This window comes from Providencia sp. Je.9.19, from assembly GCF_051129765.1.
Lineage (GTDB): Bacteria > Pseudomonadota > Gammaproteobacteria > Enterobacterales > Enterobacteriaceae > Providencia.
Window position 1 is genome coordinate 237,237 of sequence record NZ_JBCPSS010000003.1, and the last position, 23,402, is coordinate 260,638.

Consider the following 23,402-nt stretch of genomic DNA (forward strand, 5'->3'; position numbering starts at 1 on the left):
TTTTAGGTTATAACTAACTCAGTATAACTTTTTTATCATTTTATCCTCTTGAGTAAGGTTAGCTATGAACAATAAACGTCGTTCGGTTTTTATTCTTCTTATTGTCATATTAATCGGTGTTGCTGTAGGTGGTTACTACTACTACCAATCTAAGCAAGATAAAACATTAACCTTATACGGAAATGTTGATGTCAGAACCGTTAACCTTGGTTTTCGAGTAGGGGGAAGGCTCGCGTCTTTGAATGTAGATGAAGGCGCGCGCGTGACCGCAGGGGATAAGCTTGGCAAACTTGATGATGCCTCTTACATCAATGCGCTTAATAAAGCGAAAGGCATTCGAGATAGCGCTAAAGCGCAACTAGCTTTAAAAGAAGCGGGTTATCGAACTCAAGAAATTGCTCAAGCAGAAGCCGAAGTTGCTCAAAAACAAGCGGCTTGGCAATATGCTGATAATTTTTATAAACGCCAGCAAGGCCTTGCAGCTCAGCGCGTTATTTCAGCTAATGATTTAGACAATGCAAAAAATAGTCGTAATCAAACCCTCGCGGCCCTGAAAGCCGCACAAGATAAACTCAATCAATATCAAAGTGGATTTCGTCAAGAAGAGATCGCCGCAGCAAGAGGTGAATGGCTACAAGCTGAAGCCGCTGTTGCACAAGCTGAACTTGATTTACAAGATACAACACTCACTGCGCCATCAGATGGCACTATTTTAACCCGCGCTATTGAACCAGGTACCATTGTTGGTCCAGGCAACACGGTATTTAGTGTTACCCTAACCCACCCTGTCTGGGTTCGAGCCTATGTCAGCGAGCCTAATCTTGGTGTCGCCGTTCCCGGTAGTGATGTGTTGCTATATACCGATAGCAGACCCGATTCTCCTTACCACGGGAAAATAGGTTTTGTTTCCCCTACTGCTGAATTCACGCCTAAAAGCGTACAAACACCTGATTTACGTACTGATTTGGTATACCGTTTACGTATTATCGTGAGCGATCCTGATGACGCTCTGCGTCAGGGTATGCCCGTCACCGTCCGTTTTCCTGAAACAAAACAGTAAATGCTTGTCATGAATAATGATTACAACATACGCCTTCAGGGTATTGAAAAAACATTTTCAGGTCTAGATTCACCGGCAGTCGAGAGCTTAACGACTGAAATTCATGGTGGCTCAGTCACGGGACTCGTGGGCCCCGACGGCGCAGGTAAAACAACCCTCATAAGAATGCTAGCTGGATTGTTAAAACCTGATTCCGGCACAATCAGTCTAATGGGTTTAGATCCCATCAAAGACAGTATTGAAGTGCGGGCAAACTTGGGCTATATGCCACAAAAGTTTGGTTTATACGAAGATTTAACCGTGCAAGAGAATCTCGATTTATACGCAGATTTGCGTGGTGTTATCGGTGATGAACGCAAAAAAACCTATCAACAATTACTGACATTTACCAATCTGACCGATTTTACCTCTCGTCTTGCGGGTAAACTCTCAGGCGGTATGAAACAAAAACTGGGGTTAGCCTGTACATTACTAGGCAAGCCTAAGGTATTGCTGCTCGATGAGCCGGGAGTAGGAGTCGATCCCATCGCTCGTCGTGAATTATGGCAAATGGTGCATACCCTTGCTGATGATGGCATGTTGATCCTCTGGAGCACCTCTTACCTAGATGAAGCTCAGCAATGTAAAGAAGTTCTGCTACTCAACAAGGGGAAGTTACTGTATTCAGGAAAACCTGAATTACTGACTCAAAAAATGGTTGGACGATCATTCTTACTCAACGTCCCTGCCACACAAAAACGCACTCAACTACAAAATGCATTAGTATTACCTGAAACTACCGATGGCGTAATTCAAGGTCGCTACATCCGTTTGATCTTAAAACCTAATGCTTCCCAACAAAATTTACTTAATGCGCTCAATATGGGCGACCAAAAACTAATTGAAGCAGAACCCCGCTTTGAAGATGCGTTTATTGATTTACTTGGCGGTGGCCCATCACATCGTTCAGAGCTGGCTTCTATTGTCCCGCAAATCCCACCAAATCCGAATGAAACCGTCATTGAAGCTCGCAATCTCACTAAAAAATTTGGCGATTTCGCCGCCACTGATACGGTTAATTTTCAAGTCAAACGCGGTGAGATTTTTGGCTTGTTAGGCCCTAATGGTGCAGGGAAATCAACCACATTTAAAATGATGTGTGGCCTAATGAAACCAACTGAAGGACAAGCTTTGGTATTGGGAATGGATTTAAAAACCAGTTCAAATAAAGCACGTCAGCATTTAGGTTATATGGCGCAAAAATTCTCGTTATATGGCAACTTAAAAGTGAAGCAAAACCTAAAGTTTTTTTCTGGCGTTTATGGCCTTCACCACAAAAAACAATCAACTAAAATGCAAGAGATGATAGATGCATTTAGTTTCACGCCAATTATTAATCAAATCACAGATTCATTACCTTTAGGTTATAAACAGCGCCTCGCTCTTGCCTGTTCATTAATGCATGAACCCGATATTTTGTTTCTTGATGAACCCACTTCGGGAGTTGACCCACTAACTCGTAGAGAGTTTTGGTTACATATTAATGGGATGGTCGATAAAGGCGTCACTGTGATGGTAACCACTCACTTTATGGATGAAGCTGAATATTGCGATCGTATTGGTTTGGTATATCACGGTAAAATTATTGCCGCAGGCACCCCCGATGAACTAAAACAACAAGTTGCCAGCGCTGAAAATCCAAATCCTTCAATGGAAGATGCTTTCATAGAGCTTATCTTTAATTATGATCAACAACAGGGGGAACGATGACCGTAGCAGCCTCCCATTTTTCGTGGCGCAGACTCAAAGCTCTGTGCTTTAAAGAAACTAAACAAATCGTTCGCGATCCGAGCAGTGCACTAATCGCTGTTGTGATTCCACTCATGCTGCTGTTCATTTTTGGCTATGGTATCAATCTAGATTCGAGCAAGCTGCGCGTGGGTATTTTAATGGACCAACAAAGCCAAGAAGCGCGAGAACTCGTCGATGCGTTTACCGGCTCGCCTTTTATTGATGCAACTATCAGTGATAACCGCCAGCTTTTAGCCAATAAAATGCAAGCAGGAGAAATTCGCGGGATCGTTGTTATTCCTGTCAATTTTTCCGCTCAGCTATTGCGCTCAGAAGGCCATGCGCCGATTCAAGTCATCACTGACGGTAGCGAACCAAATACAGCAAACTTTGTGCAAGCCTACACCAAAGGGGTTTGGCATACTTGGTTAGTTCAACAAGGGGAAAATAAAGGTTATGCAACAGACCCATTAATTGAATTAAATATGCGCTATTGGTTTAACGAGGCTGCAATTAGCCAGCATTTCATTATCCCAGGCGCGATTAGTATTATCATGACAGTTGTAGGTGCAATTTTGACCTCCCTAGTGATTGCTCGTGAATGGGAACGTGGCACCATGGAAGCGTTATTATCGACGCAAATCACCCGCACTGAACTACTGTTATCTAAGCTATTGCCTTATCAGTTACTTGGCTCGTTTGTTATGATCCTATGCATGTTCGTCACCACGTTTGTTCTGGATATCCCCTATCGAGGCTCATTGGTTATCTTATTTGTGATCACCAGTCTCTATCTTGCTACGGCATTAGGGATGGGGTTATTAATTTCGACGATCACCCGAAACCAATTCAATGCCGCTATGATAGCGCTGAATGCGGCCTTTTTACCTGCCATCATGTTATCGGGTTTTATTTTTGAAATTGATAGTATGCCTGCCATCATTCAAGCTGTTACTTACTTCATTCCTGCGCGATATTTTGTCAGTAGCTTGCAAACACTATTTCTCGCCGGCGATATCTATCTCGTGTTACTCACTGATTTTCTTTTATTGATTGCTTCGGCAATTCTATTTATTGGTCTAACGGCGCTTAAAACCCGTCGTCGACTGGATTGAGGTGAAACTATGTTTTATCGTCTATACACCTTAATTATGAAAGAGTTGCAATCTTTGTTGCAAGAACCACAAACGCGGATTATTTTAATTTTGCCCGTTATTTTTCAGATGATTTTATTTCCGCTAGCGGCAACATTAGAAGTCACCAATACCACAATTGCAATTTATGACCAAGACAGTGGCCAACATTCTATTGAGCTTACCCAGCGATTAGCCAAAGCTAGTGCATTTTCTCATATCTTGTTACTGAAAAGTGAGCACGACATTCGCGAGACGCTCGATAATCGTAAAGCGCTGTTAGTAGTACGTTTCGAACAAAACTTTAGCGCTGATATTGCGAGCCAGCACAAAGCTAACATGATGCTATTGTTAGATGGGCGAAATTCAAATAGCTCTCAGATAGCCGCTAACTATATTGAACAAATTGTCATGCAGTATGAGCAGGAGCTCACACAAGGTCAGCCTCGCCCCAACAATAGTGAATTGGTTGTTCGCAATTGGTACAACCCGAATTTAGATTATAAATGGTTCATCGTACCCTCATTAGTCGCATTAATTACAACCATTGGTGTACTTATTGTCACCTCTCTTTCTATTGCCAGAGAGCGTGAGCAAGGCACACTAGACCAATTGTTAGTTTCGCCTCTGACCACTTGGCAAATTTTTATTGGCAAAGCCATTCCTGCATTGATAGTCGCAACGGCGCAAGCAACACTGGTCCTCGTCATCGGTATTTTTTGTTATGAAATTCCCTTTGCAGGTTCATTGCTACTATTTTATGGCACGATGCTATTTTACGGCTTATCGTTGGTTGGCTTTGGTTTATTAATATCTGCGTTATGTTCCACGCAGCAACAGGCATTTATTGGGGTGTTTGTCTTTATGATGCCTGCCGTCCTGTTATCGGGCTATATTTCTCCTATTGAGAATATGCCTGTTTGGCTACAAGATATTACTTGGATAAATCCGATTCGGCACTTTACAGATATTACTAAACAAATTTATCTAAAAGATGCTGATTTTTCAGTAATTTTCCATAGCTTATGGCCACTACTTATTATTGCGTTAGTCACAAGTAATGTAGCGTACTATTTATTTAGAAAGAAAATAGCATAGACCATTAGATTAGATGAGTCGCTCAAGGCTGTTTACTTCACTAATAATCCCACAATTAATTATTAGCTTATTATTTTTCAAGCTTTAATTAGCGCAAAAGCCCTTGTGACTATCATCACAAGGGCTTTTAATTATTTATACTGTACTAATCGCTAATTAGCGACGGTCACCGAAAATACGCAGCAACATCAGGAACAGGTTAATGAAGTCTAAATACAGAGATAATGCACCCATAATTGAGTATTTACGCATTGTTTCTCTATCATTTTCATCAATTTGTGAACCCATTTCTTTCAACTTCTGAGTATCATAAGCAGTTAATGCAGCAAACAGCAGCACACCACCATAAGTGATAACCCAGTACATCATTGAACTTTGCAGCCAGATATTAACCAGTGAAGCGACAACGATACCAATCAATGCCATAAACAGAAAGTTACCCATTCCTGTTAGGCTACGTTTAGTGGTATAGCCATAGAAGCTAAGCGCACCAAACATCACCGCAGTGATGACAAAAGTGCCCGCAACGGATTCACCGGTATAAACAGCGAGAATAACGGAGATAGTTAAACCGGTTAGCAACGCATAAAGCATAAACATACCGGTTGCCATCATGCCATTCATTCTTGGAAGTAAGAATGACAAACCCATCACTAAACCAAGCTCAGCGATGATCATGCCAAAAAACAAAATTTTATTCGTTGCGATGGTAATGTACAAACCACTGCTCAATGAATACATAGCTACAAATGCAGTCAACAGTAAACCGACTGTCATCCAGCCGTATACTTGTGACATAAATGCCTGAACGCCAGTGTTGGCACCCTGGACAAGAGAATCATTACGTTGATCAAACTGACCCATGATGGTTACCCTTTAAGAAAAAGAAAAAAGACCCAGTAAAAATACTGTAATCGGACAAATTATAGCAAAGTTTATCACAATACTTTCACAATACATTCAGCAAATTCGTATTTTTTAGGGGAAAAAATGCGATTACCAGCGCTTTGCTGATGCTTCATCACTCTCTTTCGCTTCAACCCAGCGTTCATTTTCTGGCAATGCTTCTTTTTTCCAAAAAGGTGCTTTCGTTTTTAAGTAATCCATAATGAATTCAGCAGATTGAAATGCAGCATCGCGGTGAGCACTGGTCACCCCCACAAATACAATCTCTTCACCCGGTTGTAATGTACCGACTCGATGAATAACACTCACGCGCTGCAAAGGCCAACGCCCTCTTGCTTCTTCAACAATATTATTTAACGCTTTTTCGGTCATTCCTGGATAATGCTCAAGTGTCAACGCTGCAACACTGTCACCAAGGTTATGATTACGCACTTTTCCTGTAAACGTGACAACAGCGCCGTCACTATCACACTGCGCTAACCACTGGTATTGCTCACCAACACTGAAATTATCCGTTTGTACCGCAATATGAGTATTGTTCATAACTTAGCCCCCAGTGACGGGTGGAAAAAATGCCACCTCATCACCTGAAACCAATGAATGTTCCAGTGAAACAAATGATTGATTGACAGCTGCGAGTAATTTTCCGTCTTCTAAAGCAAGCGCCCAACGATCGCCTTTTAGTGATAGTGCTTGGCGTAATTCTTCAACCGTTTGATAATTTTCAGTCAGCTCCAAACGATCTGTGCCGACTAATTCACGCACTTGAGCAAAAAATAAAACTGTAATCATCATTCCGCCTTAAAATGTCCAGACTTACCGCCGGTTTTTTCAAGTAAGCGCACCGGACCAATAACCATATCTTTTTGAACAGCTTTACACATATCATAGATAGTTAATGCCGCCACAGAGGCCGCCGTAAGCGCTTCCATTTCAACACCCGTTTTACCCGTTAAACGACAACAGGTATCAATGCGTACACGGTTATGTTCTTGTTCAGCTGTAAGAGTCACTTCAACTTTAGTCAATAATAGGGGATGACATAAAGGGATCAGTTGCCACGTATTTTTTGCGGCTTGGATTCCGGCAATACGCGCTGTCGCAAAAACATCACCTTTATGGTGACTGCCATCGACTATCATTGCTAACGTTTCTGGGTTCATGGTGACATACGCTTGCGCTCGCGCCTCACGGATAGTTTCAGTTTTTGCAGAAACATCAACCATATGGGCCTCGCCCGACGCATTAAGGTGAGTCAGCTGGGACATATTTTCTCCTGAAAATCAAAAATGGTTAGCCGCCAATGACGGATAAATTTGGGGTAATGCCACTATCGCCCATATGTAAAAAATGGGTCTCACGTTTAGATTTCAATCCACTTTGAAGACGCGCTTTTAACGCTTCATTTTGATTATCATCGCCAAGCAAATCACGCAATGGAATACCATTCTCACCGAATAAGCATAAATGCAGATTTCCCAAAGAGGAAACACGTAGGCGATTACAACTTTGGCAAAAATCTTTTTCGTACGGCATGATAAGCCCGATTTCGCCTTGATAATCAGGATGGCTAAAGACTTGGGCAGGGCCATCGCTACGAGAGCGTGGCTGCATATACCACCCCTCTTCAATTAAGCGATCGCGAATGGTTTCACCTGATACATGGTAACGTTGAAATAGATCACTTCCATCACCCGTTTCCATTAATTCAATAAAACGTAATTGAATTGGGCGATGTTTAATCCAATTTAGGAATGACTTCAACCCAATATCATTGACATTTTTCATCAATACCGCATTAACTTTAACTTTTTCAAAACCTGCCTCAAAAGCAGCATCAATCCCTTTCATCACTTGAAAAAATTTATCTTGTCCTGTGATCGCAGCAAATTGACGTGGATCGAGGCTATCAAGGCTAACGTTAATTGCACTAAGCCCTGCGTCTTTCCACTCTTTAACATCTCGCGCCATACGATAGCCATTGGTTGTTACCGCTATTTTTTTAATTGCTTTGTTTTCATTAATTGCGGCAATAATATCGCTAAAGTCTTTACGCATCGTTGGCTCACCACCCGTAATACGGACTTTTTCCGTACCTAATTCAGCAAAAGAACGACTAATGCGACGAATTTCATCGAGTGTTAAGAATTCATGGCGGCCACTTGGTTTATAGCCATCAGGGAGGCAATATGTGCAACGAAAGTTGCAAACATCTGTTATAGAGAGACGAAGATAATAGAATTTACGGTCAAATTGATCGACAAGCTGTTGCATAATCACACCTTTCCAAATACGGGAGATGCAGACATTTCTATCTCGCACCCTGGTGGCTCATAGACCACGGCCAGAGCATCATATTCGGGCTACCGAACTTAGACACAAAGGCTAGGAGTTTTATTGAGAACCCAGCAGTCGATTAAATTCATATCATTAAATTTAAAACAACCCACTACGTTCACTTATTAACTGTAAGGATTCTAGCGTATAGAAAAATAAAAAGCGAATCGCAATTCGATATATAATATAATATACAACGACTTACAGAAATTATAACATAGTGGCCGAAGCCCTTATTATCACAGACAATTTTCGATTAATTTAAGAATAGGTAATGGGATTAGATAAGAAATAGATCGTAGTTTGTTAATATTTAATTATCAATTTATTGATATAGATCTAAAACGAAACACTCATCACCTCATCTTATTGTTTATATTGTAAATATTTAAGTTAAGCTCAATAAACTATATTAATAAAGCGGTGAGTAAGCATTTAATATCAAAACGTCTTTTCTTTTAAAATAAGAAAAAAATTATAACCAACAAATACTCTAAATAATTTGTGTTGTGACTAGCGGCAAAGAAGCTAGACCCTAGGAGCGTAGGCAACTACGTGACTAGGGCTAGCGAGTGCAGCCAATAACGTCACAGCGCAAAGTATGACGAGTATTCACCATCAAAAAGCCGTTTCTTTTAAGAAAAAAATGATAACCAACAAATACTCTAAATAATTTGTGTTGTGACTAGGCGGTAAAGGAGCTAGACCCTAGGAGCGTAGATAACTACGTGACTAGGGCTAGCGAGTGCAGCCAACAACGTCACAGCGCAAAGTATGACAAGTATTCACCATCAAAAAGCCGTTTCTTTTAAGAAAAAAATTATAATCAGCAAAGTACTCTAAATAATTTGTGTTGTGACTAGGCGGCAAAGGAGCTAGACCCTAGGAGCGTAGATAACTACGTGACTAGGGCTAGCGAGTGCAGCCAACAACGTCACAGCGCAAAGTATGACGAGTAAAAGTATGACGAGTATTTAGAAACGGTACTCAACCCCCCCACTAATAGTCCTACCCCGTCCTAACGTATTCGATAAACTTTCACCAAAACTCACTACATAGGCGCGATCCATTAAATTCTCAACGTTCCCACGTATAATGAAATTATCGGTGAAAGCATAACTGGCATATAAATCAATTAGCGTATATTTCGGCCAATCAGCTAAATAGGGTTGGTTACTTTGTGCTGAGCTATCTTGGAAGCCCGGCGTAAAGCGAACAACTACGCCGCCATCCAGTTTACGGTCAAACGCTCGCCCACCGAGGGTAAATGATCCTCTATCTCCTGGTAAATTGGCTGCGCTACTAAAAACGGCACCATTATGGCAATCAACATAGTTGCTTTGCTGTTCATCTACTTCCATGTACCAGTTACCCGGACCGCTATTCGCGCCCCCTTTCAATACTCCGCCTAACCATGCTGGATGAGCACAGAATTTATTTTTACCGAGCATATGAGTAAACGTCAGATCTGCATAAGCAAAGCCTGCATCATAGTTAATTTGATACTCGAATCCTCTGAAGCGCGTGACATTTAAGTTATTGCTGTAGGCCGCATTACCAATACTTGGGTTAACCATACCTGGTTTTGTTCGATTGATGGCCAAATTAATGTAGTTATCCACCCGCGTATCAAAGTAAGCAACTTTTGCGACAAGGCGGTCTTCTTCAATTAATAACTGTGGATAATTAACATTCATCCCCAGTTCCCATGCATTCGAGCGCTCAGCTTTTAAATAAGGGTTAGGAAATTGAGTCGACGAACTATGTGCGCTGCCCGTGGTGAGGGTTTCAGTAATCGCTGGCGGACGCCATGAACGACCATAACTAGTAAATAATTCCATCCATTCGAGACCTGGGTGAACCGCCAATCGAATATTAGGTGAAAACGCCCCTTCTGACTTATCAACATCCCACGATTGAATGATATTAACACCCTGACATGCCCTAGAGCTCATGGCTTTACAAGGATTATCCTTGGTGTAAGGGTATGTCCGATACCCCATACTGGTTTGGCCTTTAAGGGTATAATAATCATATCTCATCCCCCCTTCCAACGTTAACCAATCGTCATGCTCATAGGTCAGTGTTGTAAATAATGAACTAAGTGAACGCTTACCATCAGGTGTGACATTACCCGCGGAAGTCTGGGTTGAGCTACTGGAAGCCTTATCTTGAAATGTCTCAAATCCATAATGTGCTTTTAATACATTATTACGGTTAAATTCAATTTCTGAATGGTTTTCAAGTTGCAAGCCCTGCGTCTTAACTCGAGTATCAGTTTGATAGCCATTTTTAAACACTACACTCGTCGCATACGTTTCGCTATCATCTTTCGTATCAACAAGATAAACCTTAGCTTTAAACTCAGTACTCCATGGGCTATCACTATAACGGGTATAATCTAAAGAATAGTTCTTGGTATTAACATCACTAAATCCGCTGCTTTTCCAACCCAATGTATAGGGCCATGTATTCGACAAATTGGTCAATGTACCCGCATTCGGTGTCGCCACTTTTGTTTCTAGATAGTTAAACTGAACGCGTTGTGACTCATCAATATTCCAGCCTGCTTTGGCCAAATAAGAGGTCATTTGGTAATTACTATCAGTTATTTTATTATGCTTTAAATCATGGACCATCTGGTCATACAGGCCTATATCATTATTAATTCGAATATTACCAATATCACCCTGTGTACCTGGCTTATAATCTCCGAGTCGTCGCTCACTCGCAGCAAACAATAAATCTGCTTTTTCATTGCCTAGCGCGATAGCGCTACTGCCGATGAAGTGTGTATTATTAGTGCCAGTGCTGGCATGTATTTTACCGCCAAAGGTTTTGTCTTTAGTCAGAAAATCGGACGCATTGACGGTATTAAAAGTCGCCACACCACCCAAAGTACCACCACTGCCCATTCCGCTACTGTTGCCTTTTTGAATTTCCACACCAGATAGAAGTTCTGAGTCGATATACATGGTGCCATTACGCTGTCCATGACCACTCTTTTGGAAGTTTTGTCTCATCCCATCAATATTCATATTGACGCGTCCATAATCTTGGACACCACGAATATTGACAGATAAAGACGGATCCTGCTGGCTGACACTCGAGTAAACACCCGTTGTTAGTTCGAGCAAATCAGCAATGTGTTTAGGTGGTCTGTCTTCAATTTGTTTTTTACTGATGACACTCACAGAAGCTGGAGTGCTGTATACCCAATCGCCTTGTTGAACTTGCGCAGCGGTAACAGTGATTTTATCTAACACCACTACTGATTTATCAGTGGATACTGTGGGTATACGGCTAATTGAAATACGGTTATTTTGAATATTATAATAGATTGGATTTGAGCCAATCAGTTGCCGTAATCCTTCCTTAAGCGATAAATTCCCCTGTATTGCATGGCTTTTTAGTCCAGCAACATCTTGGCTCTCAATTAATATTTCAACGTTTGCTTGTTGTGCATACTGTAAAAGTGCCTGCTCAAGAGATTGAGCTGGAATAGAAAACGAGATATTCGATTTCACTTGTTCAGTTTGCGGTAGTTGTTCTGTCTGTGCATAACCCATAAACGGAACTGCAGGTAATGCCATCAATGCAAGGTGAACACAAAGTACGGATTTTTTATAATAATGTTTCTTCTGAGTCATTTCCCATCCCCAAGATGATAATGGTAATAAAAATCATAATCACTTAGATTAAGACGTAAAAAATAAAAAAACCCGTAAACAATTTTTTAATTAATTGTTATTTAATTATTGATTTAGTATATAAAACATAGAATATCAATAAATTAACGTAAAAAATGGCATTTCATAAATCGCTAAATTACGTGATGCCGCTAAGTTGGATAAAGCACCTTCAATTGATTTAACTTGAAAGACACCACTGACTCGCTGATCCGTTTGTGTCCCCAATAAAAAAACCGGCTTATCACGATAACGACTAATCTCAGCCACAACATCAGCTAATATACGTTGATGAAAAATAATTTGTCCCTGACGCCACGCTGTCGAATGTCGCTCTTCAAAGGTCGAAACAGGCCAAATCTGTTGTTGATAATGTGTCGAATCACCAGTATTAACTGTAACTTCTTGTCCCGATAATAAGTAAATTTTGACGCTGTGTTGATAAACACTGACATCAACTTGTTCATCATTATTGTCGACTAAAAATTCAGTACCCAGCGCTTGAATAAAGCCTTCCTTTGCAGCAACACGAAAGGGGCGAGACTCGACCTTAGACACAGGGGCTGCGGTAAAATAAGCACGGCCTGCCAGTAAGTTCACTTGTCGAAAATTATCATTAAAAGCAATGGTTAATTTCGCCCCGCTATCCAGATCAACTAGGCTGCCATCAGGAAGCGTAATGTGCATTACTTCACCAACTTTTGCTTGATAATCAGCAACCTCGTGAGTTCTTTCATACCAAAAAAACACAGATAGCACACTAAAAATGACTGCCGCAGCCATAGACAGCCAACTATAATGCCTTTTGGTTAGCGCTTTTGAGTTTATTAATTTCCGTGTAGAGGTGGATGTAGGTATTGATTCTCTCGGCATTGATTCAGTCAAAGACCATAATTGTCGAGCATGGCAATAGGCATCAAAATGCTGCTCTGATGCATTCATCCATAATTGGAATTGAAGTTCTTCTTCTGCCGTTAACTTATCTTGTGCAGTTTTTATCACCCATAATGCAGCCGTAGAATTAATATCTGAAGGTAAATCAGAAAAGTGAGCCATATTTAGTCTCTCCACTTATGAATGAGAACAGCCAATGCATTGGCTAAATGTTTCTCAACCGTACTCAATGAGAGATTTAGTAACTCAGCAACATCCAGTTGCGAAAGCCCTTCTTCACGATGTAATCGAAATATTTCTTGAGTTCTCTGAGGTAATGTACGCATTATCGACTGTATTTGGTTAATTTGCTGCTCTCTAATAGCCTGTGACTCAAGGCTTTTTGTATTTGCAGGCAGAGCTTGCCACTGTTCATCACTGATAAGTACCGAGGGCTGTTTTTTTTGCTGCCGAAAATGATCTATCATTAGATTTTTTGCAATGCGATACAAATAAGCATCAAAATCTTGTACTGAAGAGTGTTTCATCAATTCAGCCATACGCACAAAACTTTCCTGTGCAATATCCATACTTAAGCTATGGTCTTTAAGATACCCGTTCAGATAACGGCATAATGAAGAAGAATGACGTGCAAATAGGCACTGTAATTCAGAATCTGACATATAAGACTATAACGCCAATAATGAAAATGAGAATTATTTACATAATATCGTTAATTTCTCAAAATGGGAACTCCATGACGATTTTTTGTTCATCTTGATTAAGGTAAATACGGAATGTTCTCTTTTATTGTTTTTTATCACAGTAAATCAGCTAGCGATGATGTTTTATGGTAGATTAACGCCCAATAATTATAGACACGGCTTGTAAACCCGATTTATAGACCTATTTTCACTTGTTTATAAATTGCTTTTACCTATTTTTCATAATGATATTTTTCGTTTCGTTCATTCATTATGATAATAGGAAGTAGCTTAGCTTTATGGCGCTGAAAAATTAACTGATATAGGAATACTATGACGAATCGCAGTCTGACTGATCTCAGACATGTTGTCGCTCTTGGCGGCGGGCATGGACTTGGTCGTGTGATGTCTTCACTTTCATCTTTAGGCTCTCGTTTAACAGGTATTGTTACCACCACAGATAACGGTGGCTCAACAGGTCGAATTCGCCGTGCAGAAGGGGGAATTGCTTGGGGTGACATGCGTAACTGCCTAAACCAGTTAATTACAGAACCGTCTATTGCATCTGCCATGTTTGAATATCGTTTTGTCGGTAATGGTGAGCTTTCAGGACATAATTTAGGCAATCTAATGTTAAAGTCATTAGATCATCTTAGTGTTCGTCCACTTGAGGCGATTAATTTAATTCGCAACATGCTTAAAGTAGATGCACAGTTGATCCCAATGTCTGAGTCTCCAGTCGATTTAATGGCTATTGATGATATGGGTAATGAAGTTTATGGTGAAGTGAATGTCGATGCATTGATTGAACTCCCTAAAGAACTACGACTATATCCAACAGTCAAAGCCACCTCTGAAGCACTTCAAGCCATTCATCAAGCCGATTTAATTATTATTGGTCCGGGTAGTTTTTTTACGAGCTTAATGCCATTACTGCTGCTCAATGAGGTTGCGACTGCATTACGTGAGTGTAAAGCCCCGATGATTTATATTGGCAACCTCGGTAAAGAACTCAGCTCTTCCGCTGCGAATCTATCTTTACCTGAAAAATTACAAATGATGGAAAAGCATATTGGTTGTAAAAAAATAGATGCTTTAATCTTAGGTCCTCGCACCGATATTAGTACGATTAGCCATGACAGAAAAATCATTCAGCGCGTACTCGAAGCAGATGATATTCCTTATCGTCACGACAGAAAGTTGCTGCTTCAAGCCATCGAACAGACAGTGCCATTGCTATAAACACTCACATCGCTAGTCTCACTTAAAATTAATTATTACCGCCTTTCCCTGAAAGGTGGTTTATCTCCCCCTCCCCATTAAAACCGTACAGAAATAGTACAATAGAAATAAAAATAAGCGAACTCATCTCAATTATTTTATTTTCTATTTCTATCTATTTGCACTATATTTTAAACATACCAATGTAGGGACTTATTAATTTAACTCGATAATAACAAACTTCTTAATATGACGACTCCATCATAAAACCATTTAGTTTTTAGGAAGTATGATAAAAATAAATTTAATTGGAGGATCAATGTTACAGGATTATGCTAATATATTAGTGCTTTTTCTGATAGTTGGAATCGGATTCATATTAGGAAAAATAAAATGGTTTAATCAAAATAGTAATAATGCGATGACAAAATTATTACTCAATATTACGCTACCCTTAACACTTATATTGTCAATAATTCATGATTTTTCAAAAAAAGAATTCTTAACGTTATTACCCAATATTATCCTACCTTTTAGTTCAATACTCATACTGATGCTTCTTTCTTTTATTACTGCGTTAATCATTAAAATACCGAGAACAGATAGAGGGCTATTTGTTGGCCTCTGCTCAATGAGCAGCACAATTTTTTTTGGTATTCCAGTTGCACTTGCTGTTTACGGCTCTCATCTACTTCCTTATGCTTTAATGACCTATATCGCTCAGACTATCTTATATTGGACGCTAGGTATTTATTTACTCAAGAATGATAATGACACTCAAAAATTCGACCTATTCGTTACAATTAAAAATATTTTTACGCCACCTTTAATTGCCTTCATTATTGGTGTCATTTTGTTATTAAATCATATTGAAATCCCTTCATTTTTATCTTCGTTTGCTCACTATTTAAGTGGGATGACAGCGCCTATTGCAATGTTAATTATTGGGACAATAATTTATATTACTGGATTTAAAAACTTAAAGATAACACCCTATATTATCGTTATACTCATTTTTAGGTTTATCATTACTCCCGCAGTGGTTTTGTCACTAGGACTCTTACTACACATGCCAGTAATGATGATAAAAATTACTATATTAGTTTGTTCTTTGCCTATTCCAAATACGACGGTAATTTTAGCGAGTAAATATAAAGCCGATGTCATCCTTGCGACTCAATCACTCACATTTTCCATTATTTTTTACTTATTATATATACCTATAATCCTATTACTGATTCATAAGATTTAGTCCACTGTCATTGAAAATAATATATATTTATTAAGGAATAACTTCTATGAGAGAGATAACAAAGCTTCAAAGCGCTGTAGATAAAGCATACCAAAATTTTCGTCATGATAATAGTGGGGCTAACGCTGACTACATCCCATTTTTAGCCCAAATAGACAGTCAACTTTGCGCATTATCAATTGTAACGGTACAAGGGGATGTTATTACCGCAGGAGATACACAGTACCGCTTTGCGCTTGAATCTATTTCAAAAGTTTGCACCTTAGCATTGGCGCTTGAAGACTATGATGCAAATACCATTCAAGAAAAAATAGGCGCGACACCAACAGGACTGCCGTTCAATTCAGTGATGGCATTAGAATTACACGGTGAAAAACCTTTATCTCCTCTGGTTAATGCCGGTGCAATGTCGGCAGCGAGTATTATTAAAGCGCAATCAATCGAGGAACGCTGGCAACGAATTTTAGCGATACAACAAAAATTAGGTTCAAAAGATATTTATCTTTCAGATGAATTAAATCAATCCGAACAAACAACTAATTTCCATAATAGAGGTATTGCTTGGCTATTGTATTCTGCGGGTTATCTTTATTGCGACACAATGGAAGCCTGTGATGTTTATACACGCCAATGCTCAACACTCGTCACTACTGTAGAGCTAGCAACAATGGGGGCAACAATTGCTTCCGGAGGAAAAAATCCAATCACCCAAGAACAAGTACTAAAACCCGATAATTGCACTCGAATACTGGCCGAAATGACGATGGAAGGAATGTATGACAGCTCTGGCGATTGGGCTTACACGGTAGGACTACCTAGTAAAAGTGGTGTCGGTGGAGGAATATTAACTATCATTCCTGGCGTAATGGCTATCGCCGCATTCTCACCACCATTAGATACCGTAGGTAACAGTGTTCGAGGACAAAAAATGATTACTTCAGTAGCTAAAGAGTTAGATTATAATTTATACAAATGTATTTAATATAAATATCATTAATGTTTATATTAATGAGTTAACACGCATTCTGCCCAAAAGATCGAATGCGTGTAACTCAATATAAAGCAAAGCTATTTAAGAGTTTGCAATAAATTGATTTCTGAGTGTCTGTAGTTCATCTCGCACTTGCGCCGCCGCTTCAAATTCAAGATCTTGTGCGTGTTTATACATCTTCGCCTCAAGCTGAGAAATGCATTTTTCCAGTTCTTTTGTCGACATTGATTGCACGTTAGCAACATTTTCATGCTTCGCATTATCTTTATTTCGACCTTTACCTTTACCAACTTTATGACCAATTTGTAAGATATCGCCAACTTTCTTTTTCAATCCTTGAGGTGTAATGCCATGCTCTTCGTTAAATGCCATTTGTTTAGCACGACGACGTTCAGTTTCAGAAATGGCTTTTTCCATTGATTTAGTAATTTTATCGCCATATAGAATCGCTCGGCCATTCAAGTTACGTGCAGCACGCCCAATAGTCTGTATCAATGAACGTTCTGAACGTAAAAAACCTTCTTTATCTGCGTCTAAGATGGCAACGAGAGATACTTCCGGCATATCTAGCCCTTCTCTCAACAAGTTGATACCCACCAGCACATCAAATACGCCAAGTCGTAAATCACGAATAATTTCAACCCGTTCAACCGTTTCAATATCTGAATGAAGGTAACGTACACGTTCGCCATGCTCTTCAAGATATTCAGTTAAATCTTCTGCCATGCGCTTGGTTAATGTTGTGACTAAAACACGCTCTTCTTTTTTCACTCGAATACGTATTTCAGAAAGCAAATCATCCACCTGAGTGGTCACTGGACGAACTTCAATAATTGGATCGAGTAACCCTGTCGGCCTAACCACTTGCTCAATAATATCGTTACCTGATTTATCTAACTCATAGTTACCCGGCGTGGCTGAAACATAAATGGTTTGAGGTGCTTGAGCCTCAAACTCTTCAAAACGCATTGGTCTATTATCAAGCGCTGAAGGCAGACGAAAACCGTATTCAACTAATGTTTCTTTTCGTGAACGGTCACCTTTGTACATCGCACCAATTTGAGGGATAGTGGCATGTGACTCATCGACTACCAATAAGCCGTCAGCAGGCAGGTAATCAAATAAGGTCGGTGGCGGATCGCCCGGGGCACGCCCTGAAAGATAACGAGAGTAGTTTTCTATCCCAGAGCAATATCCCAGCTCGTTCATCATTTCAAGATCAAATTGTGTACGCTGTGCTATTCGTTGTTCTTCAAGTAATTTATGGTTATCAAGTAATACTTTACGCCTATCAACAAGTTCAACTTTGATTTGCTCCATAGCTTCGAGTATGCGCTCTCGCGGTGTGACGTAATGCGTTTTAGGGTAAACAGTAAAACGTGGTACTCGGTGCTGGATCTGCCCAGTTAGAGGATCAAAAAGGGACAGTCTTTCGACTTCTTCATCAAATAATTCAATTCTTATTGCGTATTCATCAGATTCAGCAGGAAAGACATCGATCACTTCACCACGCACACGGAATGTTCCTCGCGTAAATGCCTGATCATTGCGCGTATATTGCAGATCGGCTAATCGCCTTAAAATTGAACGCTGATCGATAATCATGCCGTCGGAAAGATGCAGCATCATTTTTAAATAGCTATCAGGATCGCCCAAACCGTAAATAGCGGATACAGATGCCACGACAATGACATCTCGACGCTCAAGTAAGGCCTTAGTAGCAGATAAACGCATTTGTTCAATATGTTCGTTTACAGAGGCATCTTTTTCAATAAAGGTATCAGAGCTAGGTACATAAGCTTCAGGCTGATAGTAATCATAGTAAGATACGAAATATTCAACCGCATTATCTGGAAAGAAAGCTTTCATTTCACTATAAAGCTGAGCGGCTAATGTCTTATTATGCGCCATCAGCATAGTAGGTCGGTTTTGGTTTGCAATCACATTGGCGATAGTAAAAGTTTTACCTGAACCCGTCACACCTAATAATGTTTGATGAGCAAGTCCATCCTCTAACCCTTCAGTTAATCTGCGTATCGCTTCAGGCTGATCACCGCCCGGCTGGAACTCGGAATACAGCTTAAAATCCTTACTCATATCTGTGCCTCTTAACGAATCTCTCCCGCTATAATACTGGATAAAAAACCAGCTTCAAGTGCTATGATTAAATTTTCTGTGTCAAGTAGTTTTAATCTATCTGTAAAAATGTTATCCCCAAAATAATACTTGACCTTTTAGAAACCATATATTTTATGCTATGACCTTTTTTAGCTTTATCGCAAATACAAATTCATGTCTTGATTTTATTTAACTCATTGATTTTTAAATTTATTACTTTAAAGTCCAGAATGACATCAAATAAAGACGAAGCCGCAGCTCACCTAGTGTTGCACCCAATTTTATCAGTTAATGCACAAGGTTATCCACAGAAATGGTGGATAACTCTGGGAGCCCTTAGTACTCATGCTTCGGCGCGAATTACAAAATTTGTTAAACATGAATTAAATGACAGGAAGATGACAAAAAAACGAAAAATTTTCATGCCGCATATTCGCTAAAAAAGAGATTTTATCTGATTTGAAGTATATTCATTAATATTAAAGGTAATCAGCTTGACAGAAAATGGGATTTTCTTATTTAAAAAGATCGGATCACGATTTAAAAAATGATGATCCTCAGCTAATTTGTATGCAGAGGATCTTATTAGATTTATTCGTAAATTGATTTCAGTATCTTATAACAAAGAGAAATCAATGTACTGACCAACTTCATTTATCGGTTTTGTAACTTGATAAGGAATTAATCCGACACAAGGTGCATTAATCATTTGATTAAGCGTTGTAAGATATTGATCCTGAAATGTGCCGGCGGGCTCTATTTCATTGGCTATCCAACCAGATAGCACTAATCCAGACGCTTTGATTGCCTGAACAGTTAATAATGCATGGTTGATACACCCAAGTTTGACCCCTACAACCAAAATCACAGGTAACTGCTGTTCTACCACCCAATCAGCAAATGTATTTTCTTTCGATAACGGTGTATACCAACCACCAGCACCTTCTACCAATACCCATTGCGCTTGTGATTGTAAGTACTCAAGCCCCTTTGTCATCACTGAAAATTCGATAGGTTTGCCCATTTTCTCACTGATGATATGCGGTGAAGTTGCAGCTTCAAATACGATAGGATTAACTTCATCGTAAGATACTTGAACGGTACTATTGGCTCGCAAAAGAAGAGCATCGTCATTACGTAGCCCTTGTTCAGTAAATTCACTCCCTGACGCAACCGGTTTGTAACCTACCGTTTTTAAACCTTGAGATTTCGCCGCTTGCAACAACGCACAGCTTGCTACCGTTTTACCAACCTCAGTATCAGTACCTGTTATAAAATAAGTTTTAGTCACGGTAAATTACTCCAAAAACAGTTTGATAAGTTAAAGGTAGACCTTGATCTGTTATTGGATAAACAGATGCAAGTTGCTGTAGCCGCTGACGTGTCATTAATCCTTTTCGACGCCCCTTCGTTAAATGAGTCGCACCAATGCCTTTTAGTGAATTTAATAGAGCATGGATATCAGAAAAATGAACGGTATCTGCCTGCAAATTCAATTTATTGCGCCATGTTTGGCAACTTTTGAAAATAGATGAATAAGGCAAAAAAGAATTAACGTGAGAAGTACCATCAAGGATTTGCCATGCCTGAGATAATTCATTTAATGAATTTTCAGCTAATGTGGTAAATGCAATCAATCCGCCCGGTTTTGTAACGCGATAAAGCTCACTTAAGGGCTGATAAATATCTCGACACCATTGAATTGAAAGATTAGAAAATACCATATCAAATGTTTCGTGGCGAAAAGGTAATGATTCCATATCGGCGCAAAGATAATGTGCTGCTGAATTTTTATTTTTAGCCACATTCAGCATACCCGCAGATAAATCAAGCGCAGTCACTTCATTACCTCGCGCCTTCAATCTTTGGCTAAAAAACCCCGTCCCGCAACCGGCATCCAAGACTTTTAGTGGGTATATACGTTGATGCTTTTCGAGTTCAATATCTAACTGTGCTAATAGCTGTTTACCACTATTTTGTTGATAATTAGCTAAAGCATCATAACGCATTGCGGCACGGCCAAAAGCGGCCGCAATTTGCTGTTTTTCACGATATGAAGACAAAATCATGCATTGCCTCCAATAACCGTTCTATATCATACTGTTGATGGGCAGCGCTAAGCGTAATTCGTAACCTTGCACTATTTGGTGGTACTGTTGGTGGCCTAATCGCTTGTACCCAAATTCCCTTTTCGCGCAAGAAATTAGCGAGTTGTAGGCTCTTATCATTATCACCAATAATTAATGGTTGAATCGCAGTCATTGACGATGCTAATTGCATATCAGGTACATTGATATTATGTCTAAAATAGTCAATATTATGCCTGAGCTGTTCTCTCGCAACATCAGCCTGTTTAACCTGCTTCACGGCTTCAGCAAGTGCAACAGCCTGAGCGGGTGGCATCGAGGTGCTATAAATTAAATGACGAGCCGTTTGAATAAAAAAATCAGCCGTATTTTCATCACAAAGAACAGCGGCACCGCTTAATCCAAATGCTTTACCGAATGTCACAACCAAAATCTCTGGTTTAATTCCTTCAGCATCACAACTTCCTCGTCCTTGACTACCTCTTACGCCAATTCCGTGAGCATCATCCACCATCAACCAAGCTTGGTGCTGTTTAGCAACTTGTTGTAATTGTTCAAGTGGCGCACCATCACCATCCATACTAAAAACACCTTCAGTAATAACCAATGTTTTACCTGACGTTGTTTGCGCAAGACGTTTTTCCAATGATTCAACACTGTTATGCTGAAAGCGTCGTAAATTAGCCCCCGAATGCATTGCTGCGTCTAAAATAGATGCGTGACTTAATTTATCCGCTAATATGCGATCGCCCTGAGACATCAATGCAGTAATCACCGCTTGATTCGCGGCAAAACCAGAAATAAACAATAAAGCTTTTGAATAACCTAACCACTCAGCTAATTCTTTTTCGAGATCGTAATGCGCTTTGGTATAACCCGTTATATGACCTGAACCACCACTACCGACGCCATATTGCTCCGCGCCTTGTTGCCATGCTGTCACGACGTCAGGGTGATGGCTGAGTCCTAAATAATCATTTGATGCAAAATTTAAATAATGCTTTCCCTGATAATTAAGCTCTCGACCATTAGCGCCATCAATACAGCGACGTTCACGCCAAGCAAAATTCTGTTTGCGCTGTTCTAGCTGTGTTTGAATAAATGATTGCCAACTCATTTATACTGCCGCATTATAAAACTGTGAGTTATCAGCCGTTAACAAGGTTTGTGCCAATTTTGCCGCTTGCTGATTATCACCTTCCACGGTATCGATACGTTTTGGGTTAATATTCAATTTACGAAATAGTGCTAAATCTTTGTTTTCATCCGGATTTGGTGTCGTGAGTAATTTGCAGCCATAAAATACGGAATTCGCTCCTGCCATAAAACACAGCGCTTGCGTTTGCTCATTCATGTATTCACGCCCAGCAGAAAGCCGGACATACGACGCAGGCATCATGATACGTGCAACAGCAATAGTTCTAATAAAATCAAAAGCATCCACATCTTCATTATCGGCCATTGGCGTACCTTCGACTTTCATCAACATGTTGATAGGCACACTTTCCGGCGGCTTAGGTAGATTTGCTAATTGCACTAATAATGCCGCACGATCGCTGACCTTTTCCCCTAACCCTAAAATGCCGCCGGAGCAAACTTTAATCCCCGCCTCACGGACATTTTCTAACGTATCTAAGCGGTCTTGATAGGTTCTGGTGGTGATAATATTGCCGTAAAACTCAGGGGAGGTATCAAGGTTATGATTGTAATAATCAAGTCCAGCTTCAGCTAACCGACTCGCCTGCGTATTATCAATCATGCCAAGGGTCATGCAGGTTTCCATACCTAAGGATTTTACCTCTTTAACCATCATCTCCAAATAAGGCATATCTCGCTCTTTCGGGTTACGCCATGCGGCCCCCATACAAAAGCGTGTTGAGCCTGCTTGCTTGGCTTTTTTCGCCGACTCAAGTACTTGTTCAACTTCCATTAATCGCTCAGTTTCTAGTCCTGTTTTATAACGTGCGCTCTGTGCACAATATTTACAGTCTTCAGGACAAGCCCCCGTCTTAATTGACAACAACGTACTAACTTGAACTTGTTGCGGGTCAAAATTTTGACGATGAATTTGCTGTGCTTGAAATAAAAGTTCAAAAAAAGACATTGCAAACAGTTCGTTAGCTTGTTTTATTGTCCATTGTTTTGCTTGGCTCACGGAAAGTC

General features: G+C 40.0%; 20 protein-coding genes and 1 riboswitch. Of the genes, 7 read left to right on the forward strand and 13 right to left on the reverse strand.

The window, feature by feature from the left end:
* Positions 1 to 64: 64 nt before the first annotated feature.
* The 4 genes from hlyD to AAZR93_RS13660 are packed head-to-tail and all read left to right on the forward strand — an operon-like array spanning position 65 to position 5,061.
* Positions 65 to 1,060 (forward strand): secretion protein HlyD, encoded by a 996-nt coding sequence (gene hlyD / locus AAZR93_RS13645; protein ID WP_434720108.1) that lies wholly within the window; start codon positions 65 to 67, stop codon positions 1,058 to 1,060.
* 9 nt (positions 1,061 to 1,069) lie between these two features.
* Positions 1,070 to 2,809 carry an ATP-binding cassette domain-containing protein gene (locus tag AAZR93_RS13650; protein WP_434720109.1) on the forward strand — a complete coding sequence of 580 codons (1,740 nt, stop codon included), beginning with the start codon at positions 1,070 to 1,072 and terminating at the stop codon, positions 2,807 to 2,809.
* Complete coding sequence (locus AAZR93_RS13655) at positions 2,806 to 3,945, forward strand: ABC transporter permease (protein ID WP_434720110.1); 1,140 nt, start codon at positions 2,806 to 2,808, stop codon at positions 3,943 to 3,945. The genes AAZR93_RS13650 and AAZR93_RS13655 overlap by 4 nt, the downstream gene beginning before the upstream one ends.
* 9 nt (positions 3,946 to 3,954) lie before the next feature.
* Entirely contained in the window at positions 3,955 to 5,061 is a 1,107-nt protein-coding gene (locus tag AAZR93_RS13660) for an ABC transporter permease (RefSeq protein ID WP_434720111.1), read from the forward strand.
* 156 nt (positions 5,062 to 5,217) lie between these two features.
* Here the strand turns inward: AAZR93_RS13660 and AAZR93_RS13665 are convergent, their stop codons facing one another.
* From AAZR93_RS13665 to AAZR93_RS13700, 8 genes are all read right to left on the reverse strand, one after another.
* Entirely contained in the window at positions 5,218 to 5,925 is a 708-nt protein-coding gene (locus AAZR93_RS13665; protein ID WP_294103261.1) for a Bax inhibitor-1/YccA family protein, read from the reverse strand.
* A gap of 132 nt (positions 5,926 to 6,057) precedes the next feature.
* The gene (moaE, locus tag AAZR93_RS13670) at positions 6,058 to 6,510 is read right to left on the reverse strand and encodes a molybdopterin synthase catalytic subunit MoaE (protein WP_294350789.1); all 453 of its coding nucleotides are present in this window, start codon (positions 6,508 to 6,510) and stop codon (positions 6,058 to 6,060) included.
* A gap of 3 nt (positions 6,511 to 6,513) precedes the next feature.
* Positions 6,514 to 6,759 carry a molybdopterin synthase sulfur carrier subunit gene (gene moaD, locus AAZR93_RS13675; RefSeq protein ID WP_294103265.1) on the reverse strand — a complete coding sequence of 82 codons (246 nt, stop codon included), beginning with the start codon at positions 6,757 to 6,759 and terminating at the stop codon, positions 6,514 to 6,516.
* On the reverse strand, positions 6,759 to 7,235 hold the full coding sequence (gene moaC / locus AAZR93_RS13680; protein ID WP_434720112.1) for a cyclic pyranopterin monophosphate synthase MoaC: 477 nt from the start codon (positions 7,233 to 7,235) through the stop codon (positions 6,759 to 6,761). The genes moaD and moaC overlap by 1 nt, the downstream gene beginning before the upstream one ends.
* A gap of 25 nt (positions 7,236 to 7,260) precedes the next feature.
* A complete protein-coding gene (gene moaA / locus AAZR93_RS13685) occupies positions 7,261 to 8,241 on the reverse strand; it encodes a GTP 3',8-cyclase MoaA (RefSeq protein WP_294103268.1) in 981 nt (326 codons plus the stop codon).
* Positions 8,231 to 8,371, reverse strand: a riboswitch (molybdenum cofactor riboswitch). (Overlaps the previous gene by 11 nt.)
* A 907-nt stretch (positions 8,372 to 9,278) precedes the next feature.
* On the reverse strand, positions 9,279 to 11,954 hold the full coding sequence (locus AAZR93_RS13690; RefSeq protein WP_294103270.1) for a TonB-dependent receptor: 2,676 nt from the start codon (positions 11,952 to 11,954) through the stop codon (positions 9,279 to 9,281).
* Positions 11,955 to 12,089: 135 nt separating this feature from the next.
* Positions 12,090 to 13,049, reverse strand: coding sequence for a FecR family protein (locus AAZR93_RS13695; RefSeq protein WP_434720113.1), 960 nt, complete (start codon positions 13,047 to 13,049; stop codon positions 12,090 to 12,092).
* Between the two features lie 2 nt (positions 13,050 to 13,051).
* Complete coding sequence (locus tag AAZR93_RS13700) at positions 13,052 to 13,549, reverse strand: RNA polymerase sigma factor (RefSeq protein ID WP_434720114.1); 498 nt, start codon at positions 13,547 to 13,549, stop codon at positions 13,052 to 13,054.
* 354 nt (positions 13,550 to 13,903) lie between these two features.
* On the opposite strand from AAZR93_RS13700, the gene AAZR93_RS13705 reads away from it, so the two are divergent.
* The 3 genes from AAZR93_RS13705 to glsA all read left to right on the forward strand — a co-directional run bounded on the left by AAZR93_RS13705 (position 13,904) and on the right by glsA (position 17,025).
* The gene (locus AAZR93_RS13705; protein ID WP_294103277.1) at positions 13,904 to 14,812 is read left to right on the forward strand and encodes a gluconeogenesis factor YvcK family protein; all 909 of its coding nucleotides are present in this window, start codon (positions 13,904 to 13,906) and stop codon (positions 14,810 to 14,812) included.
* 268 nt (positions 14,813 to 15,080) lie between these two features.
* Positions 15,081 to 16,043: an AEC family transporter gene (locus AAZR93_RS13710; RefSeq protein ID WP_434720115.1), complete on the forward strand. Its 963-nt coding sequence runs from the start codon at positions 15,081 to 15,083 to the stop codon at positions 16,041 to 16,043.
* Positions 16,044 to 16,089: 46 nt separating this feature from the next.
* The gene (glsA, locus tag AAZR93_RS13715; protein ID WP_434720116.1) at positions 16,090 to 17,025 is read left to right on the forward strand and encodes a glutaminase A; all 936 of its coding nucleotides are present in this window, start codon (positions 16,090 to 16,092) and stop codon (positions 17,023 to 17,025) included.
* Between the two features lie 90 nt (positions 17,026 to 17,115).
* Here the strand turns inward: glsA and uvrB are convergent, their stop codons facing one another.
* From uvrB to bioB, 5 genes are all read right to left on the reverse strand, one after another.
* Positions 17,116 to 19,131 (reverse strand): excinuclease ABC subunit UvrB, encoded by a 2,016-nt coding sequence (gene uvrB / locus AAZR93_RS13720; protein WP_434720117.1) that lies wholly within the window; start codon positions 19,129 to 19,131, stop codon positions 17,116 to 17,118.
* Between the two features lie 637 nt (positions 19,132 to 19,768).
* A complete protein-coding gene (gene bioD, locus AAZR93_RS13725) occupies positions 19,769 to 20,443 on the reverse strand; it encodes a dethiobiotin synthase (protein WP_434720118.1) in 675 nt (224 codons plus the stop codon).
* The gene (gene bioC, locus AAZR93_RS13730; RefSeq protein WP_434720119.1) at positions 20,436 to 21,221 is read right to left on the reverse strand and encodes a malonyl-ACP O-methyltransferase BioC; all 786 of its coding nucleotides are present in this window, start codon (positions 21,219 to 21,221) and stop codon (positions 20,436 to 20,438) included. Before bioC ends, bioD begins: the two co-directional genes overlap by 8 nt.
* Complete coding sequence (bioF, locus tag AAZR93_RS13735) at positions 21,199 to 22,356, reverse strand: 8-amino-7-oxononanoate synthase (protein WP_434720120.1); 1,158 nt, start codon at positions 22,354 to 22,356, stop codon at positions 21,199 to 21,201. The genes bioC and bioF overlap by 23 nt, the downstream gene beginning before the upstream one ends.
* Positions 22,357 to 23,394 (reverse strand): biotin synthase BioB, encoded by a 1,038-nt coding sequence (gene bioB, locus AAZR93_RS13740; protein ID WP_434720121.1) that lies wholly within the window; start codon positions 23,392 to 23,394, stop codon positions 22,357 to 22,359.
* Positions 23,395 to 23,402: the final 8 nt, after the last annotated feature.

What these genes read in the sequence shown, in the direction of transcription:
- hlyD (WP_434720108.1), top strand. Translation starts at nt 65, where the DNA reads ATGAACAATAAACGTCGTTCGGTTTTTATTCTTCTTATTGTCATATTA.
- AAZR93_RS13650 (WP_434720109.1), top strand. Translation starts at nt 1,070, where the DNA reads ATGAATAATGATTACAACATACGCCTTCAGGGTATTGAAAAAACATTT.
- AAZR93_RS13655 (WP_434720110.1), top strand. Translation starts at nt 2,806, where the DNA reads ATGACCGTAGCAGCCTCCCATTTTTCGTGGCGCAGACTCAAAGCTCTG.
- AAZR93_RS13660 (WP_434720111.1), top strand. Translation starts at nt 3,955, where the DNA reads ATGTTTTATCGTCTATACACCTTAATTATGAAAGAGTTGCAATCTTTG.
- AAZR93_RS13665 (WP_294103261.1), bottom strand. Translation starts at nt 5,925, where the DNA reads ATGGGTCAGTTTGATCAACGTAATGATTCTCTTGTCCAGGGTGCCAAC.
- moaE (WP_294350789.1), bottom strand. Translation starts at nt 6,510, where the DNA reads ATGAACAATACTCATATTGCGGTACAAACGGATAATTTCAGTGTTGGT.
- moaD (WP_294103265.1), bottom strand. Translation starts at nt 6,759, where the DNA reads ATGATTACAGTTTTATTTTTTGCTCAAGTGCGTGAATTAGTCGGCACA.
- moaC (WP_434720112.1), bottom strand. Translation starts at nt 7,235, where the DNA reads ATGTCCCAGCTGACTCACCTTAATGCGTCGGGCGAGGCCCATATGGTT.
- moaA (WP_294103268.1), bottom strand. Translation starts at nt 8,241, where the DNA reads ATGCAACAGCTTGTCGATCAATTTGACCGTAAATTCTATTATCTTCGT.
- AAZR93_RS13690 (WP_294103270.1), bottom strand. Translation starts at nt 11,954, where the DNA reads ATGACTCAGAAGAAACATTATTATAAAAAATCCGTACTTTGTGTTCAC.
- AAZR93_RS13695 (WP_434720113.1), bottom strand. Translation starts at nt 13,049, where the DNA reads ATGGCTCACTTTTCTGATTTACCTTCAGATATTAATTCTACGGCTGCA.
- AAZR93_RS13700 (WP_434720114.1), bottom strand. Translation starts at nt 13,549, where the DNA reads ATGTCAGATTCTGAATTACAGTGCCTATTTGCACGTCATTCTTCTTCA.
- AAZR93_RS13705 (WP_294103277.1), top strand. Translation starts at nt 13,904, where the DNA reads ATGACGAATCGCAGTCTGACTGATCTCAGACATGTTGTCGCTCTTGGC.
- AAZR93_RS13710 (WP_434720115.1), top strand. Translation starts at nt 15,081, where the DNA reads ATGATAAAAATAAATTTAATTGGAGGATCAATGTTACAGGATTATGCT.
- glsA (WP_434720116.1), top strand. Translation starts at nt 16,090, where the DNA reads ATGAGAGAGATAACAAAGCTTCAAAGCGCTGTAGATAAAGCATACCAA.
- uvrB (WP_434720117.1), bottom strand. Translation starts at nt 19,131, where the DNA reads ATGAGTAAGGATTTTAAGCTGTATTCCGAGTTCCAGCCGGGCGGTGAT.
- bioC (WP_434720119.1), bottom strand. Translation starts at nt 21,221, where the DNA reads ATGATTTTGTCTTCATATCGTGAAAAACAGCAAATTGCGGCCGCTTTT.
- bioF (WP_434720120.1), bottom strand. Translation starts at nt 22,356, where the DNA reads ATGAGTTGGCAATCATTTATTCAAACACAGCTAGAACAGCGCAAACAG.